The sequence below is a fragment of the Streptomyces sp. NPDC090045 genome, from assembly GCF_044747975.1.
Taxonomy (GTDB): domain Bacteria; phylum Actinomycetota; class Actinomycetes; order Streptomycetales; family Streptomycetaceae; genus Streptomyces.
On the sequence record NZ_JBIVFA010000002.1, the window covers coordinates 400,632 to 423,696 of the forward strand.

General features: G+C 73.7%; 21 protein-coding genes and 1 riboswitch. Of the genes, 14 read left to right on the forward strand and 7 right to left on the reverse strand.

The features are described 5' to 3' along the window. Nucleotides 1–133: 133 nt before the first annotated feature. Entirely contained in the window at nucleotides 134–1,345 is a 1,212-nt protein-coding gene (locus ACIPYQ_RS06835; RefSeq protein WP_401246869.1) for a helix-turn-helix domain-containing protein, read from the reverse strand. A 119-nt stretch (nucleotides 1,346–1,464) separates the two neighbouring features. On the opposite strand from ACIPYQ_RS06835, the gene ACIPYQ_RS06840 reads away from it, so the two are divergent. Continuing rightward, the gene (locus ACIPYQ_RS06840; RefSeq protein ID WP_401246872.1) at nucleotides 1,465–3,084 is read left to right on the forward strand and encodes a DUF6350 family protein; all 1,620 of its coding nucleotides are present in this window, start codon (nucleotides 1,465–1,467) and stop codon (nucleotides 3,082–3,084) included. A 197-nt stretch (nucleotides 3,085–3,281) separates the two neighbouring features. Here ACIPYQ_RS06840 and ACIPYQ_RS06845 read toward each other — a convergent pair whose 3' ends face one another. Then, complete coding sequence (locus ACIPYQ_RS06845) at nucleotides 3,282–3,857, reverse strand: hypothetical protein (protein WP_361771249.1); 576 nt, start codon at nucleotides 3,855–3,857, stop codon at nucleotides 3,282–3,284. Nucleotides 3,858–4,102: 245 nt separating this feature from the next. Between ACIPYQ_RS06845 and purN the strand changes: the two genes are divergently transcribed. Beyond that, on the forward strand, nucleotides 4,103–4,726 hold the full coding sequence (gene purN, locus ACIPYQ_RS06850; protein ID WP_401246875.1) for a phosphoribosylglycinamide formyltransferase: 624 nt from the start codon (nucleotides 4,103–4,105) through the stop codon (nucleotides 4,724–4,726). Next, on the forward strand, nucleotides 4,723–6,315 hold the full coding sequence (purH, locus tag ACIPYQ_RS06855) for a bifunctional phosphoribosylaminoimidazolecarboxamide formyltransferase/IMP cyclohydrolase (RefSeq protein WP_401246878.1): 1,593 nt from the start codon (nucleotides 4,723–4,725) through the stop codon (nucleotides 6,313–6,315). Before purN ends, purH begins: the two co-directional genes overlap by 4 nt. 74 nt (nucleotides 6,316–6,389) lie before the next feature. On the opposite strand, the gene ACIPYQ_RS06860 is transcribed toward purH, so the two are convergent. Beyond that, a complete protein-coding gene (locus ACIPYQ_RS06860) occupies nucleotides 6,390–7,055 on the reverse strand; it encodes a hypothetical protein (RefSeq protein ID WP_401246881.1) in 666 nt (221 codons plus the stop codon). A 245-nt stretch (nucleotides 7,056–7,300) separates the two neighbouring features. Here ACIPYQ_RS06860 and ACIPYQ_RS06865 point away from each other — a divergent pair, with 245 nt between their 5' ends. After that, nucleotides 7,301–8,161, forward strand: a complete 861-nt coding sequence (locus ACIPYQ_RS06865) for a bifunctional methylenetetrahydrofolate dehydrogenase/methenyltetrahydrofolate cyclohydrolase (protein ID WP_401246884.1) — start codon at nucleotides 7,301–7,303, stop codon at nucleotides 8,159–8,161. Next, nucleotides 8,151–8,690 carry a DUF3017 domain-containing protein gene (locus tag ACIPYQ_RS06870; RefSeq protein ID WP_401246887.1) on the forward strand — a complete coding sequence of 180 codons (540 nt, stop codon included), beginning with the start codon at nucleotides 8,151–8,153 and terminating at the stop codon, nucleotides 8,688–8,690. The genes ACIPYQ_RS06865 and ACIPYQ_RS06870 overlap by 11 nt, the downstream gene beginning before the upstream one ends. Here ACIPYQ_RS06870 and ACIPYQ_RS06875 read toward each other — a convergent pair. Next, entirely contained in the window at nucleotides 8,677–9,567 is an 891-nt protein-coding gene (locus ACIPYQ_RS06875) for a LysR family transcriptional regulator (protein ID WP_401246890.1), read from the reverse strand. The two genes, ACIPYQ_RS06870 and ACIPYQ_RS06875, sit on opposite strands and share 14 nt — an antisense overlap. A gap of 71 nt (nucleotides 9,568–9,638) precedes the next feature. On the opposite strand from ACIPYQ_RS06875, the gene ACIPYQ_RS06880 reads away from it, so the two are divergent. The 5 genes from ACIPYQ_RS06880 to ACIPYQ_RS06900 all read left to right on the forward strand — a co-directional run bounded on the left by ACIPYQ_RS06880 (nucleotide 9,639) and on the right by ACIPYQ_RS06900 (nucleotide 14,724). Continuing rightward, entirely contained in the window at nucleotides 9,639–10,265 is a 627-nt protein-coding gene (locus ACIPYQ_RS06880) for a short chain dehydrogenase (protein ID WP_401246893.1), read from the forward strand. Between the two features lie 216 nt (nucleotides 10,266–10,481). Then, on the forward strand, nucleotides 10,482–11,471 hold the full coding sequence (locus tag ACIPYQ_RS06885; protein ID WP_401246896.1) for a malate dehydrogenase: 990 nt from the start codon (nucleotides 10,482–10,484) through the stop codon (nucleotides 11,469–11,471). A gap of 132 nt (nucleotides 11,472–11,603) precedes the next feature. Further along, nucleotides 11,604–13,313 (forward strand): hypothetical protein, encoded by a 1,710-nt coding sequence (locus ACIPYQ_RS06890; RefSeq protein WP_401246899.1) that lies wholly within the window; start codon nucleotides 11,604–11,606, stop codon nucleotides 13,311–13,313. Continuing rightward, nucleotides 13,300–13,692, forward strand: coding sequence for a hypothetical protein (locus ACIPYQ_RS06895; protein WP_401246902.1), 393 nt, complete (start codon nucleotides 13,300–13,302; stop codon nucleotides 13,690–13,692). Before ACIPYQ_RS06890 ends, ACIPYQ_RS06895 begins: the two co-directional genes overlap by 14 nt. 3 nt (nucleotides 13,693–13,695) lie before the next feature. Beyond that, nucleotides 13,696–14,724 (forward strand): hypothetical protein, encoded by a 1,029-nt coding sequence (locus tag ACIPYQ_RS06900; protein WP_401246905.1) that lies wholly within the window; start codon nucleotides 13,696–13,698, stop codon nucleotides 14,722–14,724. Between the two features lie 37 nt (nucleotides 14,725–14,761). Here the strand turns inward: ACIPYQ_RS06900 and ACIPYQ_RS06905 are convergent, their stop codons facing one another. Then, on the reverse strand, nucleotides 14,762–15,286 hold the full coding sequence (locus ACIPYQ_RS06905; protein ID WP_401246908.1) for a carboxymuconolactone decarboxylase family protein: 525 nt from the start codon (nucleotides 15,284–15,286) through the stop codon (nucleotides 14,762–14,764). 47 nt (nucleotides 15,287–15,333) lie between these two features. Here ACIPYQ_RS06905 and ACIPYQ_RS06910 point away from each other — a divergent pair, with 47 nt between their 5' ends. After that, complete coding sequence (locus tag ACIPYQ_RS06910; protein ID WP_401246911.1) at nucleotides 15,334–16,728, forward strand: PLP-dependent aminotransferase family protein; 1,395 nt, start codon at nucleotides 15,334–15,336, stop codon at nucleotides 16,726–16,728. A gap of 774 nt (nucleotides 16,729–17,502) precedes the next feature. On the opposite strand, the gene ACIPYQ_RS06915 is transcribed toward ACIPYQ_RS06910, so the two are convergent. Beyond that, nucleotides 17,503–18,330, reverse strand: a complete 828-nt coding sequence (locus ACIPYQ_RS06915) for a hypothetical protein (protein ID WP_401247683.1) — start codon at nucleotides 18,328–18,330, stop codon at nucleotides 17,503–17,505. 116 nt (nucleotides 18,331–18,446) lie between these two features. On the opposite strand from ACIPYQ_RS06915, the gene ACIPYQ_RS06920 reads away from it, so the two are divergent. Beyond that, nucleotides 18,447–18,749 (forward strand): hypothetical protein, encoded by a 303-nt coding sequence (locus ACIPYQ_RS06920; RefSeq protein WP_361757855.1) that lies wholly within the window; start codon nucleotides 18,447–18,449, stop codon nucleotides 18,747–18,749. A 14-nt stretch (nucleotides 18,750–18,763) separates the two neighbouring features. Beyond that, entirely contained in the window at nucleotides 18,764–19,966 is a 1,203-nt protein-coding gene (locus ACIPYQ_RS06925; RefSeq protein ID WP_401246914.1) for a glutathionylspermidine synthase family protein, read from the forward strand. A 22-nt stretch (nucleotides 19,967–19,988) separates the two neighbouring features. On the opposite strand, the gene rocD is transcribed toward ACIPYQ_RS06925, so the two are convergent. Then, a complete protein-coding gene (rocD, locus tag ACIPYQ_RS06930; protein WP_401246917.1) occupies nucleotides 19,989–21,191 on the reverse strand; it encodes an ornithine--oxo-acid transaminase in 1,203 nt (400 codons plus the stop codon). A 134-nt stretch (nucleotides 21,192–21,325) separates the two neighbouring features. Then, a riboswitch (ZMP/ZTP riboswitch) is annotated at nucleotides 21,326–21,416 on the forward strand. A gap of 34 nt (nucleotides 21,417–21,450) precedes the next feature. Between rocD and glyA the strand changes: the two genes are divergently transcribed. After that, nucleotides 21,451–22,719: a serine hydroxymethyltransferase gene (gene glyA / locus ACIPYQ_RS06935; protein WP_401246920.1), complete on the forward strand. Its 1,269-nt coding sequence runs from the start codon at nucleotides 21,451–21,453 to the stop codon at nucleotides 22,717–22,719. Nucleotides 22,720–23,065 lie beyond the last annotated feature (346 nt).

The window sequence follows — 23,065 nt, forward strand, 5'->3', positions numbered from 1 at the left end:
CCCGCCCCCGCTCCGGGGGCGCCCCCGAGCTGCCCCCCCCACCCCCCCCCCCCCCCCCCCCGCCCCCGGGGGGGGGCGGGGGGGGGCCGGGGGGGGCCCCCCCCCCGGGGGGGGGGGGGGCCCACGCCCGTTCTCATTCGCTCTTCGGGGCGATCCTGGCCGGCCCGGCCTCCGGGTCGGCGCGCAGTTTGTCGTGGAGCTGCCGGCTCCGCACGGTGAGCTGCTGGGGGCCGCTCAGCGGCGGCACCCCGGAGACGCTCTGGCCGGGTGCCTGCGGGGGCTCGTAGTGGTCGGCCGCGGTCACCGCGGTGTAGCCGGTCGCGGTGGCGATCACCGCGGTCAGCCCGAGGGCCCCGCGGCTCCACAGCCGTACGCGCCGCTCGCCGCCGCCCCGTACGGCCGCCGCCGGGCGCGGGTCGAGCGGCGCGGCCGGCCGCAGCGCGGTGAACAGGTCGCGCAGCAGCGCGGACTGCTTCTCGGGCGGTACTTCGGCCAGCTCGGGGATCCGGTCGGCGAGGTCGGCGTGCGCGTGCACGAGGCGGAGGCCGGCGGTGGGGGTGCTGGCCTCGGTCTCGGCGGCGGTGTCGGGCAGGTCGAGGCCGACGCCGTCGTAGAGCATGACGGTCCGGCGGTGGCGCGTGGGCAGCGCGAGCACGGCGTCGAGCAGGATGCGGTCGGCGGGATCGGCGGGGCGCGCGTCATGCCGGCGGTGGGCGCGCCGGAACCGGTGCCAGGGGGAGAGGGCGTAGTCGTACGCGACCGCGCGCACCCAGCCCACCGGATCCGGGTCGGTCGCCACCTCGGGCCACCGGGCCCAGGCGCGGGTGAACGCGCGCTCCACGGCCTTCAGGGCGAGGGTCCGGCGGCCGGTGAGCAGGTAGGTCTGCCGGGCGAGGGCGGGGGCGGCGTGGTCGTAGAGGGCGTCGAAGTCCGCGGCCGGGCCCCTTGCCGGCTCTTCTGCCGGGACCTCCGGGGAGTCCTCGGCGGGTGTGGCGGGCGCGTCCGCTGTCGCCGTGTGCGCCGTCTGCGCCGTCTGCGCCGTTTGGGGCGTCCCGGCCTCGGATGCCGTACCGGCGGGCCCGTCTGACGCGGTGTCGGCCTGCTCCGGGGCCGCCGCCGGCGCCGCCAGGGCGGTCAGGAACGCCGCGTACGCCTCGCGGTTGCGGCCGCGCGGGTCGGTGCGGCCCGTTTCCCAGGAGCGGACCGTCGTCGCGGTGACGCCCACCGCCTCCGCGACCTGCTCGTGCGTCAGATCCGCCGCTTCGCGCAGCCTGCGCCGCTCCTCGGGGGCGGGCAGGCTCCGCTCCGAGCCCGATGAGGAGGCCGTCTCGACGCTTCGTGTCATGCCACACTCCCCGCGACCCGACCGCTCTGGGCGAAAAAGTACATAAACGTATATTGAGCGACACCACGGACATTCGCCTGTTACCCGCCCATAGCGCGTGTCGTTGGCACCATGGCGGGGTGACCCAAGTGACCGAACGCGGGACCTCGTTGCCGGCGGCCCCGCGAGCCGGCGTGCGGCGCCGTTCGCCCGCCGCCGCAGCATGCGTGGCGGGCGGCGCCGTGGCGGCCGGACTCGGGCTCGGCTTCCTCGCCGTGCTCGTCATCGTGCTGTGGATCAGCTCCCCCTACCCCGACAGCGGCCCCGGCGGGGCCCTGCACCTCGCCGCCGGGCTGTGGCTGCTCGCCCACGGGACGGAACTGGTGCGGTACGAGACCCTGTCCGGCGTGCCCGCGCCCGTCGGCCTGACGCCGCTGCTCCTCGTCGCGCTGCCCGTGCTGCTCATGCGGCGGGCCGCCCGGCTGGGGAGCGCGTCCGAGGAGGAGGACGAGGAGGTGCTGCCGGCCGGCGCCGTGTTCTCGGCCGTGCTCTGCGGATACCTCTCCGTCGGGGCCCTCGCCACGGTCTACGCCGCCGGCGGCCCGATGCCGGCCGACCCGATCAGCGCGGCCTGGCACGTCCCGCTGGTCGCCGTGCTCGCCGCCCTGGGCGGGGTGTGGGGGGCCAGGGGGCGTCCGCTCGGACCGCTGCCGTCCTGGCTGCCAGGGGGCGTACGGAGAGCCGTCGTGCGCCCCCGGTACGCGCTGGCGCTGCGGGCCGGAGCGGGCGGGGCGCTGGTCCTGCTGGGCGGCGGCGCGCTGCTCGTCGGTGCCTCGCTCGCCTGGCACGGCGCCGAGGTCCAGGCCTCGTTCCTGTCGCTGACCGGGGTCTGGTCGGGCCGGTTCGCGGTCCTGCTGCTCGCCCTCGCGCTGATGCCGAACGCCACCGTCTGGGGCGCGGCCTACGCCCTCGGGCCCGGCTTCGCCCTCGGCGCCGACGCCACCGCCACGCCGCTCGGCTTCGCGGGCCAGCCCGGGCTGCCGCGGTTCCCGCTGCTGGCCGCGCTCCCGCCCGAGGGGCCCGGGACCCCGCTGACCTGGGCGGTCGCCGGAGTGCCGGTGGTTGCCGGGCTGGCGGTGGGCTGGTTCGCGGTCCGCCGGGCGCGCGAGGTCTCGTACGGGGAGACCGCGCTCACGGCGGCGCTGGGGGCGGTGGTCTGCGGGCTGGTGATGACCGGGCTCGCGGCGGCCTCGGCGGGGTCGCTGGGCTCGCGGCGGCTGTCCGACTTCGGGCCGGTGTGGTGGGCCACGGGGGCGGCGGCCTGCGCGTGGACGCTGGCGCTGGCGGTGCCGGTTGCGGTGGCGGTGCATGCGTGGCGGAACCGGCCGGCCAGGGGCTTGGCCGCGCTCGATGCGCTGTCCGCGCTGGACGTGGACGAGGTGGTGGACGACCGGTGGCACGACAGTGGCGTACGGGAGGTTCGCTGGGCCGCGATGCGGAAGGCGGCGGGCGTGCTGATTCCGGAGATCGGGGCGGTGGCGGCGGCGCCGGAGCCTCCCTTGCCTGCCGTTGCCGCTGCCGCTGAGGCTCCTGTGGCTAGGGCGCCTCGGGCGGTGACCGTGGTGTCGGGGCGCGGGCTGGATCTGACGCCGATCCTGATCGCGGCGAGACCGGTCGAGTTGCCGGTGGATCCGGCACCGCCGTTGGCTCCGCCGGTGGTGGGGGCGCGTGTCCTGGCCCGCCGCAAGCCGCCCGCCTAGCCCCGGCCCCTGGGGGCTCCGCCCCCGAACCCCCGCGCCTCAAACGCCGGCGAGGCTGGATTGTGCGGCCGGGTCGAAGCATCGGGGCTCCGCCCCGGACCCCGCGCCTCAAACGCCGGCGAGGCTGGAGTGTGCGGCGGGGCTGGATTGTGCGGCGGGGTCCGGCCCGACCCCGCGCTTCGACAGTGCCGGCGAGGCTACTGGCGGACCTTCAGGACGTCGCCCACCACGTTGTTCGGGAGGAGGGTGTTGCACTGGAGTTCCGCCGCGCTCGTGAGGGCGTCGTCGCGGCAGACGTAGAAGTCCTTGTACGCGAGCTGCAGCCCGTACGAGCTCATCGCCAGCAGGATCGCCAGTGAGGCCGTGACCAGGCCGCTGACCGCCGCCGTGCGCTGGGGGCGGGCCGCCGGGCCCAGGGCGTCCAGGCCGGTGGGGGCGCCGGGGGCGGCCGCCGCCGCGGGCTTGCCGCGGAGGGCGCTGATTCCCCAGTACAGGGCGAGCGCGCCCAGCAGCAGGCCCACCGACGGGATGCCGAAGATCCCGAAGAAGAAGCCCCACATGCCGGCCAGCAGCGCATAGCGGGCGCGGCGCTGGATCGGGTCGGTCGGGTCCCAGCGCGCCGGGCCCCGGCGGCCGTCGGAATCCCCCGGGCCCTCCCCGTTCCCGCCGTCACCACCGCTGCGCGGCTGCCAGGGCTGGTCGGGCCGGCCTTCCGGCGGAGCCGCGAAGGGGTTGTCGTCGGTGGGGGAGTCGGGCTGACGGCGGTCCGGCATCGGGTGTGTTTCTTCCCCTGTGTCATGGACGTCGTGGCGACGTCGTGGCGAGGTGAGGCCAGTTTGCGGCTTGTACGCCAGACGCTACCGCCCGGCCGTCCCCCCGTCCCTCGGGGGCCGTCCGGTGTGCCGGTATCGTTGCAGGCGGTCGGTGGCTTCGTATGGTTCCCCGTATATCGGTACCCCGAAGTTTTGTATGACCACACAAAGACGAACACCGCAATTCCCGCGAGAAAGGGCCTCCCATGGCCGCCTCCCGCCTGGTCGTGCTGGTCTCCGGCTCCGGCACCAACCTCCAGGCCCTGCTCGACGCCATCGACGCCCACCCCGGCGGATCCGAGGGCTTCGGTGCCGAAGTCGTCGCCGTGGGGGCCGACCGCAAGGGCATCGCCGGCCTGGAGCGGGCGGAGAAGGCCGGGATCCCCACCTTCGTGTGCCCGGTGAAGGACTACGCGAGCCGCGATGAGTGGGACGTCGCCCTGACGGAGGCGACCGACGCCCACGCGCCGGACCTCGTCGTGTCGGCCGGGTTCATGAAGATCGTGGGCAAGGAGTTCATCGACCGTTTCGGCGGCCGGTTCATCAACACCCACCCCGCCCTCCTCCCCGCCTTCCCCGGTGCGCACGGCGTACGGGACGCGCTCGCCTACGGCGCGAAGGTCACCGGCTGCACGGTCCACTTCGTGGACAGTGGCGTGGACACGGGTCCGATCATCGCCCAGGGTGTGGTCGAGGTCCGGGACGAGGACGACGAAGCCGCTCTCCATGAGCGCATCAAGGAAGTCGAGCGCCAGCTGCTCGTCGATGTCGTGGGGCGCCTGGCCCGGCACGGCTACCGCATTGAGGGACGAAAGGTAACAATCCAGTGACCGCCGCAGACATCGCAGCGAGCAACGACCCGACCACGAACCAGCGGCCGATCCGGCGTGCGCTCATCAGCGTCTACGACAAGACGGGACTGGAAGAGCTGGCCCGCGGGCTGCACGAGGCGGGCGTCGCGCTCGTCTCCACCGGCTCCACCGCCTCGAAGATCGCCGCCGCCGGGGTGCCCGTCACCAAGGTCGAGGAGCTGACCGGCTTCCCCGAGTGCCTGGACGGCCGCGTCAAGACCCTGCACCCGCGCGTGCACGCCGGGATCCTCGCCGACCTGCGCCTGGAGGACCACCGCAACCAGCTCGCCGAGCTGGGTGTGGAGCCCTTCGACCTCGTGGTCGTCAACCTGTACCCGTTCCTGGCCACCGTCCAGTCGGGTGCCACTCCCGACGAGTGCGTCGAGCAGATCGACATCGGCGGCCCGTCGATGGTCCGCGCCGCCGCCAAGAACCACCCGTCGGTCGCCGTCGTCACCAGCCCCGCCCGGTACGCCGACGTCATCGCCGCGGCCCAGGGCGGCGGCTTCGACCTCACCGCCCGCAAGCGGCTGGCGGCCGAGGCCTTCCAGCACACCGCCGCCTACGACGTGGCCGTGGCCTCCTGGTTCACGAACGCGTACGCGCCGGAGCCGGAGGCGGTCCTGCCGGAGTTCCTCGCGGGCGCCTGGGAGCGCAAGTCGACCCTGCGCTACGGCGAGAACCCGCACCAGGCCGCCGCGCTCTACACCGACGGGCAGCCGGGCGGGCTCGCCAACGCCGAGCAGCTGCACGGCAAGGAGATGTCCTTCAACAACTACGTGGACACCGAGGCCGCGCGCCGCGCCGCCTACGACCACGACGAGCCCTGCGTCGCGATCATCAAGCACGCCAACCCGTGCGGCATCGCGGTCGGCGCGGACGTCGCCGCCGCCCACCGCAAGGCCCACGCCTGCGACCCGCTGTCGGCCTTCGGCGGTGTCATCGCCGTCAACCGCCCGGTGACCGTCGAGCTCGCCGAGCAGGTCGCCGAGATCTTCACCGAGGTCATCGCCGCCCCCGGCTACGAGGACGGCGCGGTCGAGATCCTCGCCAAGAAGAAGAACATCCGCGTCCTGAAGGTGGACGGCACCCCGCACCAGCCGGGCGACCTCAAGCCGATCTCGGGCGGCACGCTGCTCCAGCAGTCGGACGTCTTCCAGGCCGAGGGCGACGACCCGGCCAACTGGACCCTGGCCACCGGCGACGCCCTCTCCGAGGCCGAGCTCGCCGAGCTGGCCTTCGCGTGGAAGGCCTGCCGGGCCGTCAAGTCCAACGCGATCCTGCTCGCCAAGGACGGCGCCTCGGTCGGCGTCGGCATGGGCCAGGTCAACCGCGTCGACTCGGCGAAGCTCGCCGTCGAGCGGGCGGGCGCCGAGCGCGCGCAGGGCTCGTACGCCGCGTCCGACGCCTTCTTCCCCTTCCCGGACGGGCTGGAGATCCTGACGGCCGCGGGCATCAAGGCCGTGGTCCAGCCGGGCGGTTCGGTCCGTGACGAGCTGGTCGTCGAGGCCGCGCGGAAGGCCGGCGTGACCATGTACTTCACCGGGACCCGGCACTTCTTCCACTGATCACCGACGCCCGACCGACGGCGAAGGCCGCGTCCCGCACTGCGGGACGCGGCCTTCGCCGTTGTCGGCAGGGGTCAGTAGCGGGGGCGCTTGAAGTAGGCGCTCGCGTTGCTCTTGGCCAGGCCCACGAGGATCCCGAGGCCGAGGCCCAGCGGAATGGCGGCCATCACCAGGGAGAGCACGACCACGCCGGCCGGGGTGTGCTCGCTCGTGGATGCGGCGGCGACGGCGACCACGTTGCTGACCAGGCTCAGGACGCCGACCAGCGTGACCAGGGAGCCGTAGATGATGCCGGAGGCCCGGACCCCGCCGCGGCCCTTGCCCAGCTTGGCGCCCGTCAGGATGGCCCACAGCGCGAACGCCACGGAGAGGAGAGCGCCGAGGACGACGAAGATCCCGGCGACGGCGAGCTCGTCCTCCGTGGTCGAGCTGTTCGTCTCGGACGAGAAGATCGCGGCGAACAGCACGCCACCGACGAGCCAGATCACGGCGCCCAGGGTCTGCAGGCCGCCCAGGACGAAGAGGATGACGCGGGCGGCCTTCACGCCGCCGGGCATCTCGACGGCCGGACCGCCCGGGTATCCGACGGGACCGCCCGGGTACGCCTGCGGTGCCTGCTGCGGGTAGGCGTAGCCGCCCTGCGGCGGGATGCCCTGCGGGGCCTGCTGCGGGTAGCCGTAGCCGGGCTGACCCTGTGGCGGCTGCTGTCCGTACGGATTGTGCGGGTCGCCGAAGCTCATCTTGGGATGTTCCTCCGTGGAAGTGCGGGGACGCACGGCAATGAGCGCGGAGGAATCCTGCACGGTGCGGTCCGCCCCCCGGCACTGCCCGCGGCACTCAGTCGTTTCATCGTCGTCCCGCGGCCAGGGCTTGTCCAGTTCGTTACGGTGCGGCCGGGTGACTTGTTGTGCAAGTGCAATGAACGCTGCACACCTGTGAGCACCTTGACTGGAACCGAGCCCACCTCATCCGGGAGGATGGGGGCATGACCGCCCAGATTCTCGATGGCAAGGCCACCGCCGCCGCGATCAAGTCCGAACTGACCGCCCGCGTGGCGGCCCTGAAGGCCCGGGGCATCACCCCCGGCCTCGGCACCCTCCTGGTCGGTGACGATCCGGGCAGCCGCTGGTACGTCAACGGCAAGCACAAGGACTGCGCCGAGGTCGGCATCGCCTCCATCCAGCGCGAACTGCCCGCGACGGCCTCCCAGGAGGACATCGAGGCGGTCGTGCGGGAGCTCAACGCCAACCCGGAGTGCACGGGCTACATCGTCCAACTCCCGCTCCCCAAGGGCATCGACACCAACCGGGTCCTGGAGCTGATGGATCCGCTCAAGGATGCCGACGGCCTGCACCCCATGTCGCTCGGCCGCCTCGTGCTGAACGAGCCGGGCCCGCTGCCCTGCACCCCGTACGGGATCGTCGAACTGCTGCGCCACCACGGCGTCGGCATCAACGGCGCGCACGTCGTCGTCCTCGGCCGCGGGATCACCGTGGGCCGCTCCATCGGCCTGCTGCTCACCCGCAAGTCCGAGAACGCCACCGTGACGCTCTGCCACACCGGTACGCGCGACCTCTCCGGGCTGCTGCGCCAGGCGGACGTCATCGTCGCCGCGGCCGGTGTCCCGCACCTGGTCAAGCCGGAGGACGTGAAGCCGGGCGCGGCCGTGCTCGACGTGGGCGTCAGCCGCGACCAGGACGGGAAGATCGTCGGCGACGTGCACCCCGGCGTGGCCGAGGTGGCCGCGTGGATCTCCCCGAACCCGGGCGGAGTCGGCCCGATGACCCGGGCCCAGCTGCTCGTCAACGTGGTCGAGGCGGCGGAACGGACCACCAGTGCAGGCTGAACGGGAAGGCGAGCACGCCGGGCGCGCGGCCGGTGGCGGAGGCACGGCCGCGGCGAACGGCACGCCCGTCACCGCCGGTGCGCCCGGCGCGCCCGTCACCCCGGGCGCGGCCGGCACGGTCGCCGCGCCCGCGGACGAGGCGCGCCGGTCCCGCCGCTTCCCGTCCGTCACCCGGGACACCGCCCGCCCCGAGGGCAGCGGCCGCGCCGTCCCGGGGGCCGTGTCCACCCCCGCCCGTCAGTGGCCGATGCTCAGCGTGCTCGCCGCGACCGCGGCCGGGCTGCTGGCCACCGCGCTGGGGCACCCGAAGCTCGGCTGCCTGGCGATCGGCGTGGCCCTGATCGCCGCCTCGGTGCTGCGCCGCGTGCTGCCCTCGGTGGGGATGCTCGCGGTGCGCTCCCGCTTCACGGACATGATCACGTACGGGCTGCTGGGCGTGGCGATCACCCTGCTCGCGCTGGTGATCGAGCCCAAGCCGCTGCTGGAGATCCCGTTCCTGGAGAGCGCGGTCCGCTTCACCGTGCGGTGAGTCCGGTGAGCGCGGCCAGGGCGGCCGCGACGGCCGGCTGGGTCTCCGTGCCCGCCCGGACCTGCGCGTCCAGCGTCCGCCCCGGCCCCGGCAGCTCCCGTACGGCGGCGCCGGGCGGCGGGGCGTCGCACAGCAGCCTCGGCAGGATCGACACCGCCCGTCCGGTGGCCACGAGCCACAGCCCGGCCCGCAGGTCCCCGCACTCGTGCGCGATGCGCGGGGTGAACCCGGCGTTCCGGCAGGCGTGGAGCAGCATCTCGCGGCAGCTGCTCGGGGCCGGGGCCGAGACCCAGTCGGCCTCCCGCAGCGCGGCGAGCCCGTCCCGCTCGTAGGCGGGGACCAGGGCCTGCGGCAGCGCCAGGCACAGCGGGTCCGCGAACAGCGGCACCACCGTGGTCCCGGGCGCGGGCGGGGCGCCGAGCAGCGGGTACGCGTAGGTCACCGCCAGGTCCAGGCGGCGCGCGCGGAGCTGCGGCACGGCCTCCTCCGGGTCGGCCTGCACGATGCGCGGCCGCAGCCGGGGGTGGCGTACGGCGAGTTCGGCCAGGAGCGGCGCGGCCACCGTGGCCAGCGCGCTCGGGGCGCAGCCGACGGCCAGCTCGCCGCACGGCTCCGTGTCGAGGGCCCGTACGGCTCCTTCGGCCCGTTCCAGGGCGGCCAGCACCGGCTCGCAGGCTGCCGCCAGGGTCGCGCCGGCCGGGGTGAGCCGCAGGCCGCGCCCGTCCCGTTCGACGAGGACGGCCCCGGCCTCGGCCTCCAGCGCGCGCAGCTGCTGGGAGACAGCGGACGGGGTCACCGCGTGCAGGTCGGCGACGGCGGTCACCTTCCCGTGGGCCGCCAGGTCTCGGAGGATGATCATCCGCTTCACGTCAAGCATGAGTTCATCTTAATGATCGGTGTAGGAAAGGTAGCTGGACTTCATCATTCGGTGGGGTGATGCTCGTGTCCATGAACGCGAAGCAGAAGGTCCTCCTGGTCGGAGCCAACGGCACCCTCGGCAGGGCGGTCCACGCGGCCCTGCGCGAGCGCGGCCACCAGGTCGTCACCGCCTCCCGCAAGGGCGCCGACGTCACCGTGGACATCACCGACCCGGAGTCCGTCCGGGCCATGTACGCGCAGGTGGCCGAACGGGTGGGCGAGGTCGACGCGGTGGCGTGCGCGGCCGGCAGCGTGCCGTGGCGGCCGCTGGGCGAACTGGGCACGGACGACGTCCGCAGCGGCCTCGAAGGCAAGGTCGTCAGCCAGATCGAGCTGGTCCGCCAGGGCCTCGCACACCTGCCCGCGCACGCCTCGTACACGCTGATCACCGGCGTCCTGGCCCGCGAACCCCTGCTCACCGGCGCGGTGGCCGCCCTCGCCAACGGCGCCGTCGAGGCCTTCGTACGCGCCGCGGCCATCGAACTGCCCGGCCGGCAGCGCATCAACGCCGTCAGCCCCACCGTCTTCGAGGAGTCCCTCGACGCGTACGGGGACACCTTCGCGGGATTCGACCCGGTGCCCGTCTCCCGCGCGGCGAACGCCTACGTCAAGTCGATCGAGGGCCACCAGACGGGGCGGATCTTCCTGGTCGAGTAGGCGAAACGGGGGCCGAACGAGGGTCCTGGGACCGGCTCCGCCTTCGAAACGGCGGGGTCCGTGTGCCATGCACCACAGGGACCCGGGGGTTAGCCCGCTGCCGGGTCGGATAGCCTGACCGCGGATGTCTCTTCACGTCAAGATTTACAGGGGAGCGGCGTCCTCCAGCACATGGGGCAGGGACGCCCCACCGCCAGCTGTCTAACGGAGAAGGCCATGACCCGCACTCCTGTGAATGTCACCGTCACCGGCGCCGCCGGCCAGATCGGCTACGCGCTGCTCTTCCGCATCGCTTCCGGTCACCTGCTCGGCGCGGACGTGCCGGTCAAGCTCCGTCTTCTGGAGATCCCCCAGGGCATGAAGGCCGCCGAGGGCACCGCCATGGAGCTCGACGACTGCGCCTTCCCGCTGCTCAAGGGCATCGACATCTTCGACGACCCGAACCAGGGCTTCGACGGCGCCAACGTCGCGCTGCTCGTGGGCGCCCGCCCGCGCACCAAGGGCATGGAGCGCGGTGACCTGCTCTCCGCCAACGGCGGCATCTTCAAGCCGCAGGGCGCCGCGATCAACGCGAACGCCGCGGACGACATCAAGGTCCTGGTCGTGGGCAACCCGGCCAACACCAACGCGCTCATCGCGCAGGCCGCCGCTCCGGACGTACCGGCCGAGCGCTTCACCGCGATGACCCGCCTGGACCACAACCGCGCGATCTCGCAGCTCGCCAAGAAGACCGGCGCCGACGTCACCGACATCAAGCGCCTCACCATCTGGGGCAACCACTCGGCGACCCAGTACCCGGACATCTTCCACGCGGAGATCGCCGGCAAGAACGCCGCCGAGGTCGTCAACGACGAGGTGTGGCTCGACACGACCTTCATCCCGACCGTCGCCAAGCGCGGCGCCGCGATCATCGAGGCCCGTGGCGCGTCCTCGGCCGCCTCGGCCGCCAACGCCGCCATCGACCACGTGCACACGTGGGTCAACGGCACCGCCGAGGGCGACTGGACCTCGATGGGCATCCCGTCGGACGGCTCCTACGGCGTCCCGGCCGGTCTGATCTCCTCCTTCCCCGTCACCTGCAAGGACGGCAAGTACGAGATCGTCCAGGGCCTGGACATCAACGCGTTCTCCCGCTCCCGCATCGACGCCTCCGTCCAGGAGCTGGCGGAGGAGCGCGACGCGGTCCGCGAGCTCGGCCTGATCTGATCCGTCCTTCCCGCCGAGGAGCACGATCACCTCGGCGGGGAGCGCGGACCCGAGCGCCCCGGCCCCACCGGCCGGGGCGCTTTGGCGTGTTTACGCCTGTCGCATGATGTAGGGGAAATCTAAGGTCGGTCGGTGACCGAGAGCCCGATTCCCCGTCAGTTCGCAGACGATCCGCACGATGACCTCCGCAACGGTCGTCCCCCCGTCGAACCGGCGCTCAGCGAGGCCGGCCGCTACCTGTGCGCGGGCACCTACATCGACGCCGGGTACCGCGATCGGGTGATCGAGGAGCTGTACGTCCACGAGGAGCGGATCGTCGCGCCCTCGTACGGGTTCGACGCCTCGCGCGTCCTCGCCCACGCCCTCCGCGCCCGCCGCGCCGAACTCGGCTGGGCGCTCGGCGTACTCGGCGCCTGGTTCGTGGGTTCCGTGCTCACCGGCGGCGCCCTCGTCCTGCTGCTCGTCCCGTTCCTGCTGCTGAGCCTCGCCGACTGGCTCCGGGCCCGGTCCGGCCTGCTGGCGCGCCTGCTGTCCCTCGTGGTGCGGATCTACGCCTGGTGGAACCTGGCCGTCATCGTGGTCCTGACCATCGGGATCTGGCTGGCCCTGCTCGGCGCCTTCGACGACACGGGCAGCTCGATCGGCCTCGGCGCACTGTTCTTCTCGCAGGGCATCGGAGGCGTGGGGACCGGATTCGTCATCGGCTGGGTGCCGGCGGTCTTCGCCGCGGTCGTCACCGTCGTGGGACTCCAGCGCGGGTACGTCGCCCGGACCATCGCCAACGACCTCAACCGGGACCGGTACGCCGACCGGCCGGCCGATCCCGCCGAGGCCGACGCCGGCGTACGGTTCGCCCGCGTGCGGCGGCGCATCATCGACGAACAGCACTCGCCGCTGATCATGTACGACATCAACGACCCGTTCGCCGGGGCCGGTCAGGCGTACCGCCCCTGGCAGGACTCCTTCGAACTGCGCCCCCGCGAGGACCTGCCCGAAGGCACCACACCGCAGCCCCTCACCAACGCCCGCATCCTGGAGGGGGTCGTGCCCCTGGTGGAGCGGCTGCGGGCGCCCTCGCCGCACGGGTCCCCGGAGGCGCAGGCCGCCGTACTGGACCGGATGCGCGAACTGGTCGTCGACCAGTGCGTGTTCCTGCCGGGCGGCGGGCTGGGGCACCGCGACGAAGGACCGCACGTGCGGGCGGACTTCGAGTCGCACCGGGCCCAGGCCATCGAGGAGGGCGGCGAACGCCGCCGGCACTTCCTGCGCATCCGCGTCGGCGGCTGGGACGAGAACATGGTCGTCACCCTGTTCGTACGGGTCCACACCCAGGGCGGAATGATGATGGTGGAGCTGGCACCGCACGTGCTGCTGCCCGTCCACGTCGCCTTCCACAACGCGGACGCGGACGCCCACCGTTACCTGAACAACAACCGGTTCGGGAAGGTGGCCTGGGCCCTGCGGCACACCCCCGGGTCCTTCACGGCCTCCCTCGTCACCCTGAGCCGCGGCGTCGCGAGCCGGGTGAGGATCGCGGCCGGCGGTCACGGTGGCGCCCGGCCGGAGGGGCCGCGGCTGTCGGTGCGCGTACTCGCGGCGCAGGACAACGGCTCGCTGTTCCATCTCATGGACCTCGACCGGTACTTGAAGACCATTCAGGACCGGGTCATCGCCGGTATTACCTTGGTCCTGCACGAAGCCGGCTGGCACACCGAGGCGTTCGCGCGGCGCGCCGGCATCCACATCGAGAACTACGTGGGTGCGGCGCACGACAGCGCGATCAGCTTCGGCGGCAGCGGCAATCACAACAGCACACACAGGGGGAGCCATGGCGACAGGTAGCGGAAGCGGGAGCGGGCCGGAGCCCGGGGTGTGGATCGGCGGTGGCGTCCACGGCAGCGCGGTCAGTTTCGGCGGCTCGAACAACACCAACACCGTCCACCACGGAGGTGCGGGAACGGAGGCGCCCACCGCGGCGCAGCTGCTGGACGCGGTGCTCACCCTGCGCGAGGCGCTCGTACGGGAGGCCCCCCGGGGCGACGACAGAACCGCGTTCGACGCCGAACTGGACGGGATCGCCGAGCAGCTGGAGGGCACCGAGACGATCCGGCCCGGCCTGCCCGCCCGGCTGCGCGCAGCGCTGGAGCGGTGGGCTCCGCTGGTCGAGTCGGTGAGCGCGGCCGCTGCCCTGGGCAGCCTGCTCGGCGCCCTGGGAGGCTGAGCCGTGGCTCCGGCACAGCCGCCGTCCGGCCCGCGCCGCTGGGACGCGCAGGCTCAGCGCTGGGTGGTGGACCAGGCCCCGGCGGCACCGCCGACGGGGCCGCCTGCGGGCATGCCGCCGGTTCCGCCGCAGCCGCCGGGCGCGGCGCCGGTGTACGACCCGCCCGGGCAGGGGGCTCCGCCGCCGCCCCCGCCGCCGTACGGGTCGCCGACCGCGCCACAGCCCCCGTACGGGGCGCCGACCGCGCCCCAGCCGCCGTACGCCGCCGACTCCACGTACCTGCCGCCCGTACCGCCCCCACCCGGCTACACGTCGCCCTCCGGCGGGCCGGGCGGCCGGTGGCGGACTCCGGTGACGGCCGGCATCGCGGTCGCCTCCGTCGTGATCGGCGCCGGGGCGGTGTGGTTCCTGGCCCGGGACACGGACGACGCGGACCGCGCGGGGGAGAAGAACGGGACGGTGGCCTCGGGCACGCCGTCGTGGTCAGGCGGCGGACCGTCCGCGACGGCGTCGCCCACCGCCTCCGGCTCCCCGACGGCCGGCACCGGCCCGAGCCAGGCCCCGGGCCCGAGCGCGTCGGCCACCGGGCCGGGAGCAGGGGGCCACGAGACCAAGCAGGACCCGTCCGGCTTCACCATCGCCGTACCGGCCGGCTGGGTGCGGGAGGAGCTCAAGGAGGGGGTCTTCTACCGCTCGGCAGACCGGACCGCGCTGATCCAGATCTTCCGGGTGTCGGAGCCGGATCTCAGCCCGCTCGACGCGGTCACCCAGGCCTCCGGCTACCTGCGGGCCGGCACCCGGGGGTACCAGGAGATCAGCGTGGGTCCGGTCCAGGGCGCATCCGGGGCGGCGGAGCTCGTGTACCAGTACGACAGCGAGGAGTCGCGCGGGGTGCGGCGCGGTGTCGAACGGGTCTTCTTCGCGGGGGACGGCGGCAAGTGGGCGGTGCTGACCGCCGGACCGGCCGCCGCCTGGCAGGTCACGCAGGACCACCACGCGGCGGCGCTGGCCGCGTTCCGGCCGGGCGGCTGAACCGGGCGGTCGGGCTCGCTCGCTCGGGCCGGCCCGGTCAGGACTGGTACATGCCGGGCTTGTAGTGGCCCGGCACCAGGCGGGTGGTGACGCCGATGCGGTTCCAGACGTTGATCGTCGCGATGACGGCGATCAGCTGGGCCAGTTCGCGCTCCTCGAAGTGCTTCGCGGCCTTCGCGTACACCTCGTCCGGCACGAAACCGTCCGTCAGGACCGTGACGGCCTCGGTGAACTCGATCGCCGCGAGCTCCTTCTCGGTGTAGAAGTGCCGCGACTCCTCCCAGGCGGCCAGCTGAACGATCCGGTCGACGCTCTCACCGTGCGCGATCGCGTCCTTGGTGTGCATGTCGAGGCAGAAGGCGCAGTGGTTGACCTGCGAGGCGCGGATCTTGACGAGCTCGACCAGGGCCGGGTCCAGGCCCTTGCGGGAGGCGATCTCCAGGGCCAGGACGGCCTTGTAGACCTCGGGGGCGAGCTTCGCCATCTGCATGCGCGGGGTGTGCTCGGGAGCGTGCTCGTGCGTGGGGGCGGGGGTCTGCTGGTGCTGCGTCGTGTTCGTCATGTGATCCACCCTAGGAGCGAGGCGGCCCAGGGATATGGTCCATATTCATGACGAGATCATGGGCCACTTTCGGCGCCGACCTGCATCTGGACCTCTCCGCCGGGCGCGGTCTGCGGGCCGGTCTCACGGAGGCGCTGCGCGAGGCCGCACGCAGTGGGAGGCTGGCGGCCGGGACCCGGCTGCCGTCCTCCCGCACCCTCGCCGCCGACCTGGGCATCGCGCGCAACACGGTGGCGGAGGCGTACGCCGAACTGGTGGCCGAGGGGTGGCTGACCGCCCGCCAGGGTTCCGGCACCCGGATCGCGGAACGGGCCCGTCCGCGCCGGGCCGCGGCGGCTGCCCCCGTACGGCGCCCCGCGCGCAAGGGGCCCTCGTACAGCCTGGTGCCCGGCTTCCCGGACCTGGGCGCCTTCCCGCGCGCGGCCTGGCTGTCGGCGGCCCGGCGGGCGCTGACCGACGCGCCGAACGAGGCCTTCGGGTACGGGTTCGACGGGCGCGGCCGCGTCGAGCTGCGGCGGGCGCTGGCCGGCTACCTGGCACGGGCCCGCGGGGTGTACGCGGACCCGGAGCGGATCGTGCTGTGCGCGGGCTTCCTGCACGGGCTGACCCTGCTGGCGGGGGTGCTGCGGGCGCGGCGGGTGCGGGAGGTGGCGGTGGAGGGGTACGGCCTGGACTTCCACCGGAACCTGCTGGTGCGGGCGGGGCTGCGGACGCGGCCGCTGGGGGTGGACGGGGACGGGGCCCGCACGGGGGAGCTGACCGCCGGGGCGGGCGCGGTGCTGCTGACCCCGGCGCACCAGTTCCCGACGGGCGCGGCCCTGACCCCGGCCCGCCGGGCGGCGGCGGTCGACTGGGCGCGGACCACGGGCGGGCTGATCCTGGAGGACGACTACGACGGGGAGTTCCGCTACGACCGCCAGCCGGTCGGCGCCCTCCAGGGGCTGGACCCGGACCGGGTGGTGTACCTCGGCACGGCCAGCAAGTCACTGGCGCCGGGGCTGCGGATGGGCTGGATGGTGGTCCCGCCGGAGCTGCTGGACGAGGTGCTGGCGGCCAAGGGCCCCACGGACTGGGCCTCCAGCACGCTGGAGCAGCTCACGCTGGCGGAGTTCATCACCTCGGGGGCGTACGACCGCCACGTGCGCGGGATGCGGCTGCGGTACCGGCGGCGGCGGGACGAGCTGGTGGCGGCGGTGGCGGGGCGGGTGGGCGTGTCGGGGATCGCGGCGGGGCTGCACGCCGTGCTGGACCTCCCGGCGGGGACGGAGCGGTCGGTCCTGCAGTCAGCCGCCTGGCAGGACCTGGCCCTGCACGGCCTGTCCGCGTTCCGGCACCCGGGGGCGGGGGGCGCGCCGCGGGACGCGCTGGTCGTCGGCTACGGGACTCCGTCGGACAGCGCCTGGTCCCCCACCCTGGCCGCCCTCCTCGCCACCCTCCCCTGACAGCCCGCACCACCTGCAACCGCCGAGCCCTGCCCGCCCCACGCCTCAATCGCCGGCGAGGCCGAAGTTTGCGGGCTCGGCCCCCAGAGCCGGCCCTTGATCGGCGGCCGGCTGAAGGACCGGGACTCCGCCCCAGACCCCGCGCCTCAAACGCAGGCGGGGCTGAAAGAGCGCCTCAAACGCCGGCGGGGCTGAAAGAGCGCCTCAAACGCCGGCGGGGCTGAAAGAGCGCCTCAAGCGCCGGCGGGGCTGAAAGAGCGCCTCAAGCGCCGGCGAGGCTGGAGGTTGCGGGCTCGGCCCCCAGGGTCGGCACTTTGATCGGCGGCCGGCTGAAGGACCGGGGCTCCGCCCCAGACCCCGCGCCTCAAGCGCTGGCGAGGCTGGAGGTTGCGGGGCTCGGGCCCTAGGGCCGGTACCTCGATCGGCGGCCGGCTGAAAGAGCGGGGCTCCGCCCCAGACCCGCGCCTCAATGGGGCCGGTGGCAGTGGGCTTGGTGAAGGCAGGTTGGAGGTGTGGGGCCGGTAGCGCCGCGGATCCCGCGCTTTCGGACGAGGCCTGGCAAATTCAGCCCCGCCGGCGTTTGAGGCGCGGGGTTCGGGGCGGAGCCCCGACGCGACGGGGCGCGGGGGCGGACGGGCCGGTACCACCGCCTGGGGTTCGGGGCGGAGCCCCGGGGTGGCGGGCCGGTATCACCGCGCGGGGTTCGGGGTGGAGCCCCGGAAGTGGGGGTTGGGTGGGGCCGCGGCAGCGGGAGCGGGGGCGGCTCGGGCCTGGTTACCTGGCCGGGGGCGGTGGAGGGGCGGGTTCGCCGAAGCGGGCCAGGGCCAGGGAGCCGGCCACCGCTACGGCGAAGCCGGTCACGGCCAGCCAGGTCAGGCCCTCGCGGGTGCGGTCGCCGAGCCAGACCACGCCCACCACCGCCGGGCCGACCGTCTCGCCGAGCACGAGCCCCGCCGTGGCCGCCGTCACCGAGCCGCGCGCCAGCGCCGAGGTGAGCAGCAGGAAGGCCGCCCCGCCGCCCAGCAGGAGTGCGTAGAAGGCGGGGTTGCGCAGGTCCCAGGGCGAGTCGATGAGCCGCACCGCGACCTCGACCACCCCGAAGCCCGTCCCCGCGGCCAGACCCAGGACCAGTGCCCGGGGTCCGTCCGGGAGCCGCCCCGCCACCGCCCCGACCACCAGCACCAGCCCCGCCACCACCAGCAGCCCCAGCTCCAGCGCGAGCGACCCGGTCCCCGAGCCCTCCTCCCCGGCGGCGAGCCCGAGCATCAGCAGCCCCGCGCACACCACCCACACCGCGCCCCACTCCGTCCGCGACAGCCGCATCCGCAGCAGCCGCGCCGCGACCACCGCCGTCACCGCCAGACTGGCGGCCAGCGCGGCCCCCACCGCGTAGATCGGGACATGGCGCAGCGCGATGATCTGCAGGACGAAACCGACCGCGTCGAGGCCGAGGCCGAGCAGGTACCGCCACTGCCGTACGGCGCGCAGGAACAGCGCCGCGTCCACCCCGGACCCCGATCCCGGCTCCGCGGCCCGTGCCGCGACCGCCTGGAGAACGGACGCCGTGCCGAAGCAGACCGCCGCACCGAGGGCGCAAATCATCCCAATGAGCACGAACTGACTCTAGGTCACGGATCTCACGGCGGCCGGATTCCATCGGCCGGGGCCACCGCTCTACTCTGTCGGCAGTACGCCAGGCCCCAGGGGGAGCAGCAGACATGGACAGCAGCAGCACCAACCAGCGCCGTATGCGCTCCGGCGCGGTCGCCCTCGGCGGCATGGGCCTGCTCGCGGCCACCCTCGTGGCCTGCGGCAGCAGCAACGAGCCCGACAAGCGTTGCGCGTCCCGCTCCACGCTGGAGCACCTGAACATGAAGGACTGCAAGAGCGGCGGCCGCGGCGCGTACTACTACGGCGGCTACGTCAGCAGCGGCAAGGTCTCCGGCGGCAGCTTCGACAAGTCCGCCGTCACCCGCGGCGGCATCGGCGGCCACAGCAGCTCCGGCTCCAGCGGCGGCTGAGGAAACCGGAACCCATGCAGCGGCACACCATCGAGCCCCGCCCGGGCTGGCAGAAGACCGTCGAGGAGCAGGGGCTCATCTATCCCCTCACCCGCTACCCCGACGACTCCCTGCGCCCCTACTGGGACGAGAGCGCGTACTACTCCTTCTCCCTCCCCGAGGTCGAGGCACTGGAGAACGTCGTGGAGGAGCTGCACGCCATGTGCCTGGCGGCCGCCGCGCACATCGTCGAGCACGACCGCTTCGCCGACCTCGGCATCACCGATCCCGCGCTCGCCGCACTGATCGCCGAGTCCTGGCGCCGCCGTGCCGAACAGCCCTCCCTCTACGGCCGTTTCGACCTGCGCTACGACGGCACCGGCAGCCCGGCCAAGATGCTGGAGTACAACGCCGACACGCCCACCTCCCTCGTGGAGGCGGCCAGCCCGCAGTGGTTCTGGATGGAGGAACGGTTCCCCGGAGCCGACCAGTGGAACTCCCTCCACGAGCGCCTGGTCGACGCCTGGCGCCGCCAGGCCGAGCTGCTGCCGCCCGGCCCGCTGCACTTCGCGCACTCCGAGACCGACGAGCTCGGCGAGGACCTGATGACGGTCGCCTACCTGCAGGAGACCGCCGAGCAGGCCGGCCTGGACACCCACGCCCTCTCCGTCGAGCAGATCGGCTGGGACAGCCTGTCCGGCCGGTTCGTGGACGAGAAGCTCCGCTTCATCCGCAGCTGCTTCAAGCTCTACCCGTGGGAGTGGCTGGCCACGGACGAGTTCGGCCCGCAGGTCCTCGGCACCTACGACCACGGCGGCGGCACCGGCACCACCTGCTGGATCGAGCCCCTGTGGAAGATGCTGCTCTCCAACAAGGCGCTGCTGGCGATCCTGTGGGAGCTCTTCCCGGAGCACCCGAACCTGCTGCCCGCCTACCTCGACGGCCCGCGCGAACTGGCCGGGGCCGGGTCCGCCGGCTACGTGGCCAAGCCGCTCCTCGGCCGCGAGGGCGCGGGGGTCACCCTGCACGAGGCGGGCGAGGACGGCGAGCCCTTCGTGCCGGAGGACGGCGAGCGGTACTGCTTCCAGGGCCTGGCCCCGCTGCCCGACTTCGACGGCAACCGGGTGGTGCTCGGCGCGTGGGTCGTCGAGGACGAGGCGGCGGGGCTCGGCATCCGCGAATCGGCGGGGCCGGTCACGGACGAGTACGCCCGATTCCTGCCCCACGTGATCCTCTAGCCCCTTTCCGGGCCCCGGGGGCTCAGGCCAGCACCGCCCGGAGCTGGTCCAGCCCCCAGTCCAGGTCCTCCTTGCTGATCACCAGCGGCGGGGCGAGCCGGATCGTCGATCCGTGGGTGTCCTTCACCAGCACCCGACGGTCCATCAGCCGCTCGGACACCTCCCGGCCCGTCCCGTGGCCCGGGGCGATGTCCACGCCCGCCCACAGCCCGCGGCCCCGTACGGCGGTCACCGCGCCCCCGCCGACCAGCAGGCCCAGCTCGTGGTGCAGGTGGTCGCCCAGCTCGGTGGCCCGCTGCTGGTACTCGCCGCTGCGGAGCATCGCGACGACCTCCAGGGCGACGGCGCACGCGAGGGGGTTCCCGCCGAAGGTGGACCCGTGCTGCCCGGGCCGGAACACCCCGAGCACGTCCCGGTCGGCGACGACGGCCGACACCGGCACCACGCCGCCGCCGAGCGCCTTGCCGAGGATGTAGACGTCGGGGACGACCCCCTCGTGCTCGCAGGCGAAGGTCTTTCCGGTCCGCCCCAGCCCCGACTGGATCTCGTCCGCCATGAAGAGCACGTTCCGCTCGCGGGTCAGCTCCCGTACGCCGCTCAGGTACCCGGCGGGCGGCACCAGCACCCCCGCCTCGCCCTGGATCGGCTCCAGCAGCACGGCCACGGTGTTCTCGGTGACCGCGTGGGACAGCGCGGTGAGGTCCCCGTACGGGACGATCTCGAAGCCGGGCGTGTACGGACCGAAGTGGTCGCGGGCGTCGTGGTCCGTCGAGAAGGAGACGACGGTCGTGGTCCGGCCGTGGAAGTTGTCGGCGGCGACCACGATCTTGGCGTGCCCGTCCGGAACGCCCTTGACCTCGTAGCCCCACTTGCGGGCGGTCTTCACCGCCGTCTCCACGGCCTCCGCGCCCGTGTTCATCGGCAGCACCATCTCCTTGCCGCACAGCGCGGCGAGCTCGGTACAGAAGTCGGCGAACCGGTCGTGGTGGAAGGCGCGCGAGGTGAGCGTGACCCGCTCCAGCTGGGCCCGGGCCGCGTCGATCAGACGCCGGTTGCCGTGCCCGAAGTTGAGGGCGGAGTACCCGGCGAGCATGTCGAGGTATCTGCGGCCCTCCACATCGGTCATCCACGCGCCTTCCGCGGACGCGACGACGACGGGCAGCGGGTGGTAGGTGTGCGCGCTGTGCGCGTCGGCGGAGCGGATGGCATCAGCAGTTGTCGACACGGGGTCTCCGATCGTCCGTCTTGCCCGGTGCTGCGGTGACGAGGGTGGCGTCACCCTTCTTATCGTCGCTTTCTTATCGCCGCTTTGATTCCGGAAGCAGAAACCTTCCGCGCGGCGCGCCCGCTAGGGTGGGGGGTACGCACGGCGACTGGCGCACGGAGAACGAACTCCGGGGGAGTCGTGCGCGTTCGACCGCATTCAGGGCCGCTCGCCTGGGCCTCGCGGGGTACCGATCACATCGACCCCGGAGGAGCCCGCCATGTCCGCGAGCCGCCATCCCGCCCTTTCCGCGACCGATCCCGAACTGGCGTCGTTCGTCGCGGCGGAAGAAGTGCTCCAGGCGCAGACCCTGCGCCTGATCCCCAGCGAGAACTACGTGTCCGCGGCCGTCCTGGAGGCCTCCGGCACCGTGCTGCAGAACAAGTACAGCGAGGGCTACCCCGGCCGCCGCTACTACGAGGGCCAGCAGAACATCGACCGCGTCGAGGCCCTGGCGGTCGAGCGGGCGAAGGGCCTGTTCGGCGTGGACCACGCGAACGTGCAGCCGTACTCCGGCTCGCCGGCCAACCTGGCCGTGTACCTGGCCTTCGCGAAGCCCGGCGACACCGTGATGGGCATGGCCCTGCCGATGGGCGGGCACCTCACGCACGGCTGGGGCGTCTCGGCGACGGGCTCGTGGTTCCGGGGCGTGCAGTACGGGGTCCAGGCCGACACCGGGCTCATCGACTACGACGCCGTGCGCGAGCTGGCCCTCGCCGAGCGGCCCAAGCTGATCTTCTGCGGCGGCACCGCCCTGCCGCGCACGATCGACTTCGCGGCCTTCGCGTCCATCGCCGAGGAGGCGGGCTCGATCCTGGTCGCGGACGTGGCCCACATCGCGGGCCTGATCGCGGGCGGCGCGCACCCGTCCCCGGCGGGTCACGTGGACGTCATCTCCACCACGACGCACAAGACCCTGCGCGGTCCGCGGGGCGCGATGCTGATGTGCCGCGAGGAGCACGCGAAGGCCATCGACAAGGCGGTCTTCCCGGGCCTCCAAGGCGGCCCGCACAACCAGACGACGGCCGGCATCGCGGTGGCCCTGCACGAGGCGGCCCAGCCGTCCTTCACCGCCTACGCGCACGCGGTCGTCGCCAACGCGAAGGCGCTGGCGGCGGCGCTGCTGGAGCGGGGCTTCGACCTGGTGTCGGGCGGTACGGACAACCACCTGATCCTGATCGACCTCACGGGCAAGGACGTGCCGGGCAAGGTCGCGGCGAAGGCCCTGGACCGGGCGGGGATCGTGGTGAACTACAACACGGTGCCGTTCGACCCGCGCAAGCCGTTCGATCCCTCGGGGGTGCGGATCGGTACGCCGTCGCTGACGTCGCGGGGGCTGTCGGCGGAGCACATGCCGGTGGTCGCCGACTGGATCGCCCGGTCCGTGGACGCCGCGGCCAAGGGTGACGAGCCGGCCCTGGCCGCGGTCCGCGCCGAGGTCGCCGACCTCATGGCCGCCTTCCCGGCCCCCGGCCTCCCGCTGTCCTGACCTGCGGCGCCGCTGCGGGGGCGCTGCCCCCGGACCCCCGCTCCTCAAACGCCGGAGGGGCTGGAAGTACCGGGGCTCCGCCCCGGACCCCGCTCCTCAAACGCCGGAGGGGCTGGATTTCCAGCCCGCCCGGCGTTTGAGGGCGTCCCGGGCCGGAGCCACAGGCGGCGCCCGCGGAGCCCCGCGCAGCGGTGACGGCCTGTCCCGGCCCGGGGGAAACCGGTCGCTCGGTCGGGGCTGGATCCGGACGGGCCGCTACCGCCCGGTACCCCGGCGCCGTACGGATCCGGTCGGCGCGACCCGGAAGGATCCGGCCGGCGGCGGGCCCGAGCCCGCCCCCGCACCT

Bases quoted from the DNA above. Each gene is read 5' to 3' on its own strand.
- ACIPYQ_RS06835 (WP_401246869.1), bottom strand. From the start codon at position 1,345: ATGACACGAAGCGTCGAGACGGCCTCCTCATCGGGCTCGGAGCGGAGC.
- ACIPYQ_RS06845 (WP_361771249.1), bottom strand. From the start codon at position 3,857: ATGCCGGACCGCCGTCAGCCCGACTCCCCCACCGACGACAACCCCTTC.
- purN (WP_401246875.1), top strand. From the start codon at position 4,103: ATGGCCGCCTCCCGCCTGGTCGTGCTGGTCTCCGGCTCCGGCACCAAC.
- ACIPYQ_RS06860 (WP_401246881.1), bottom strand. From the start codon at position 7,055: ATGAGCTTCGGCGACCCGCACAATCCGTACGGACAGCAGCCGCCACAG.
- ACIPYQ_RS06865 (WP_401246884.1), top strand. From the start codon at position 7,301: ATGACCGCCCAGATTCTCGATGGCAAGGCCACCGCCGCCGCGATCAAG.
- ACIPYQ_RS06875 (WP_401246890.1), bottom strand. From the start codon at position 9,567: ATGCTTGACGTGAAGCGGATGATCATCCTCCGAGACCTGGCGGCCCAC.
- ACIPYQ_RS06880 (WP_401246893.1), top strand. From the start codon at position 9,639: ATGAACGCGAAGCAGAAGGTCCTCCTGGTCGGAGCCAACGGCACCCTC.
- ACIPYQ_RS06885 (WP_401246896.1), top strand. From the start codon at position 10,482: ATGACCCGCACTCCTGTGAATGTCACCGTCACCGGCGCCGCCGGCCAG.
- ACIPYQ_RS06895 (WP_401246902.1), top strand. From the start codon at position 13,300: ATGGCGACAGGTAGCGGAAGCGGGAGCGGGCCGGAGCCCGGGGTGTGG.
- ACIPYQ_RS06905 (WP_401246908.1), bottom strand. From the start codon at position 15,286: ATGACGAACACGACGCAGCACCAGCAGACCCCCGCCCCCACGCACGAG.
- ACIPYQ_RS06910 (WP_401246911.1), top strand. From the start codon at position 15,334: ATGACGAGATCATGGGCCACTTTCGGCGCCGACCTGCATCTGGACCTC.
- ACIPYQ_RS06915 (WP_401247683.1), bottom strand. From the start codon at position 18,330: ATGATTTGCGCCCTCGGTGCGGCGGTCTGCTTCGGCACGGCGTCCGTT.
- ACIPYQ_RS06920 (WP_361757855.1), top strand. From the start codon at position 18,447: ATGGACAGCAGCAGCACCAACCAGCGCCGTATGCGCTCCGGCGCGGTC.
- ACIPYQ_RS06925 (WP_401246914.1), top strand. From the start codon at position 18,764: ATGCAGCGGCACACCATCGAGCCCCGCCCGGGCTGGCAGAAGACCGTC.
- glyA (WP_401246920.1), top strand. From the start codon at position 21,451: ATGTCCGCGAGCCGCCATCCCGCCCTTTCCGCGACCGATCCCGAACTG.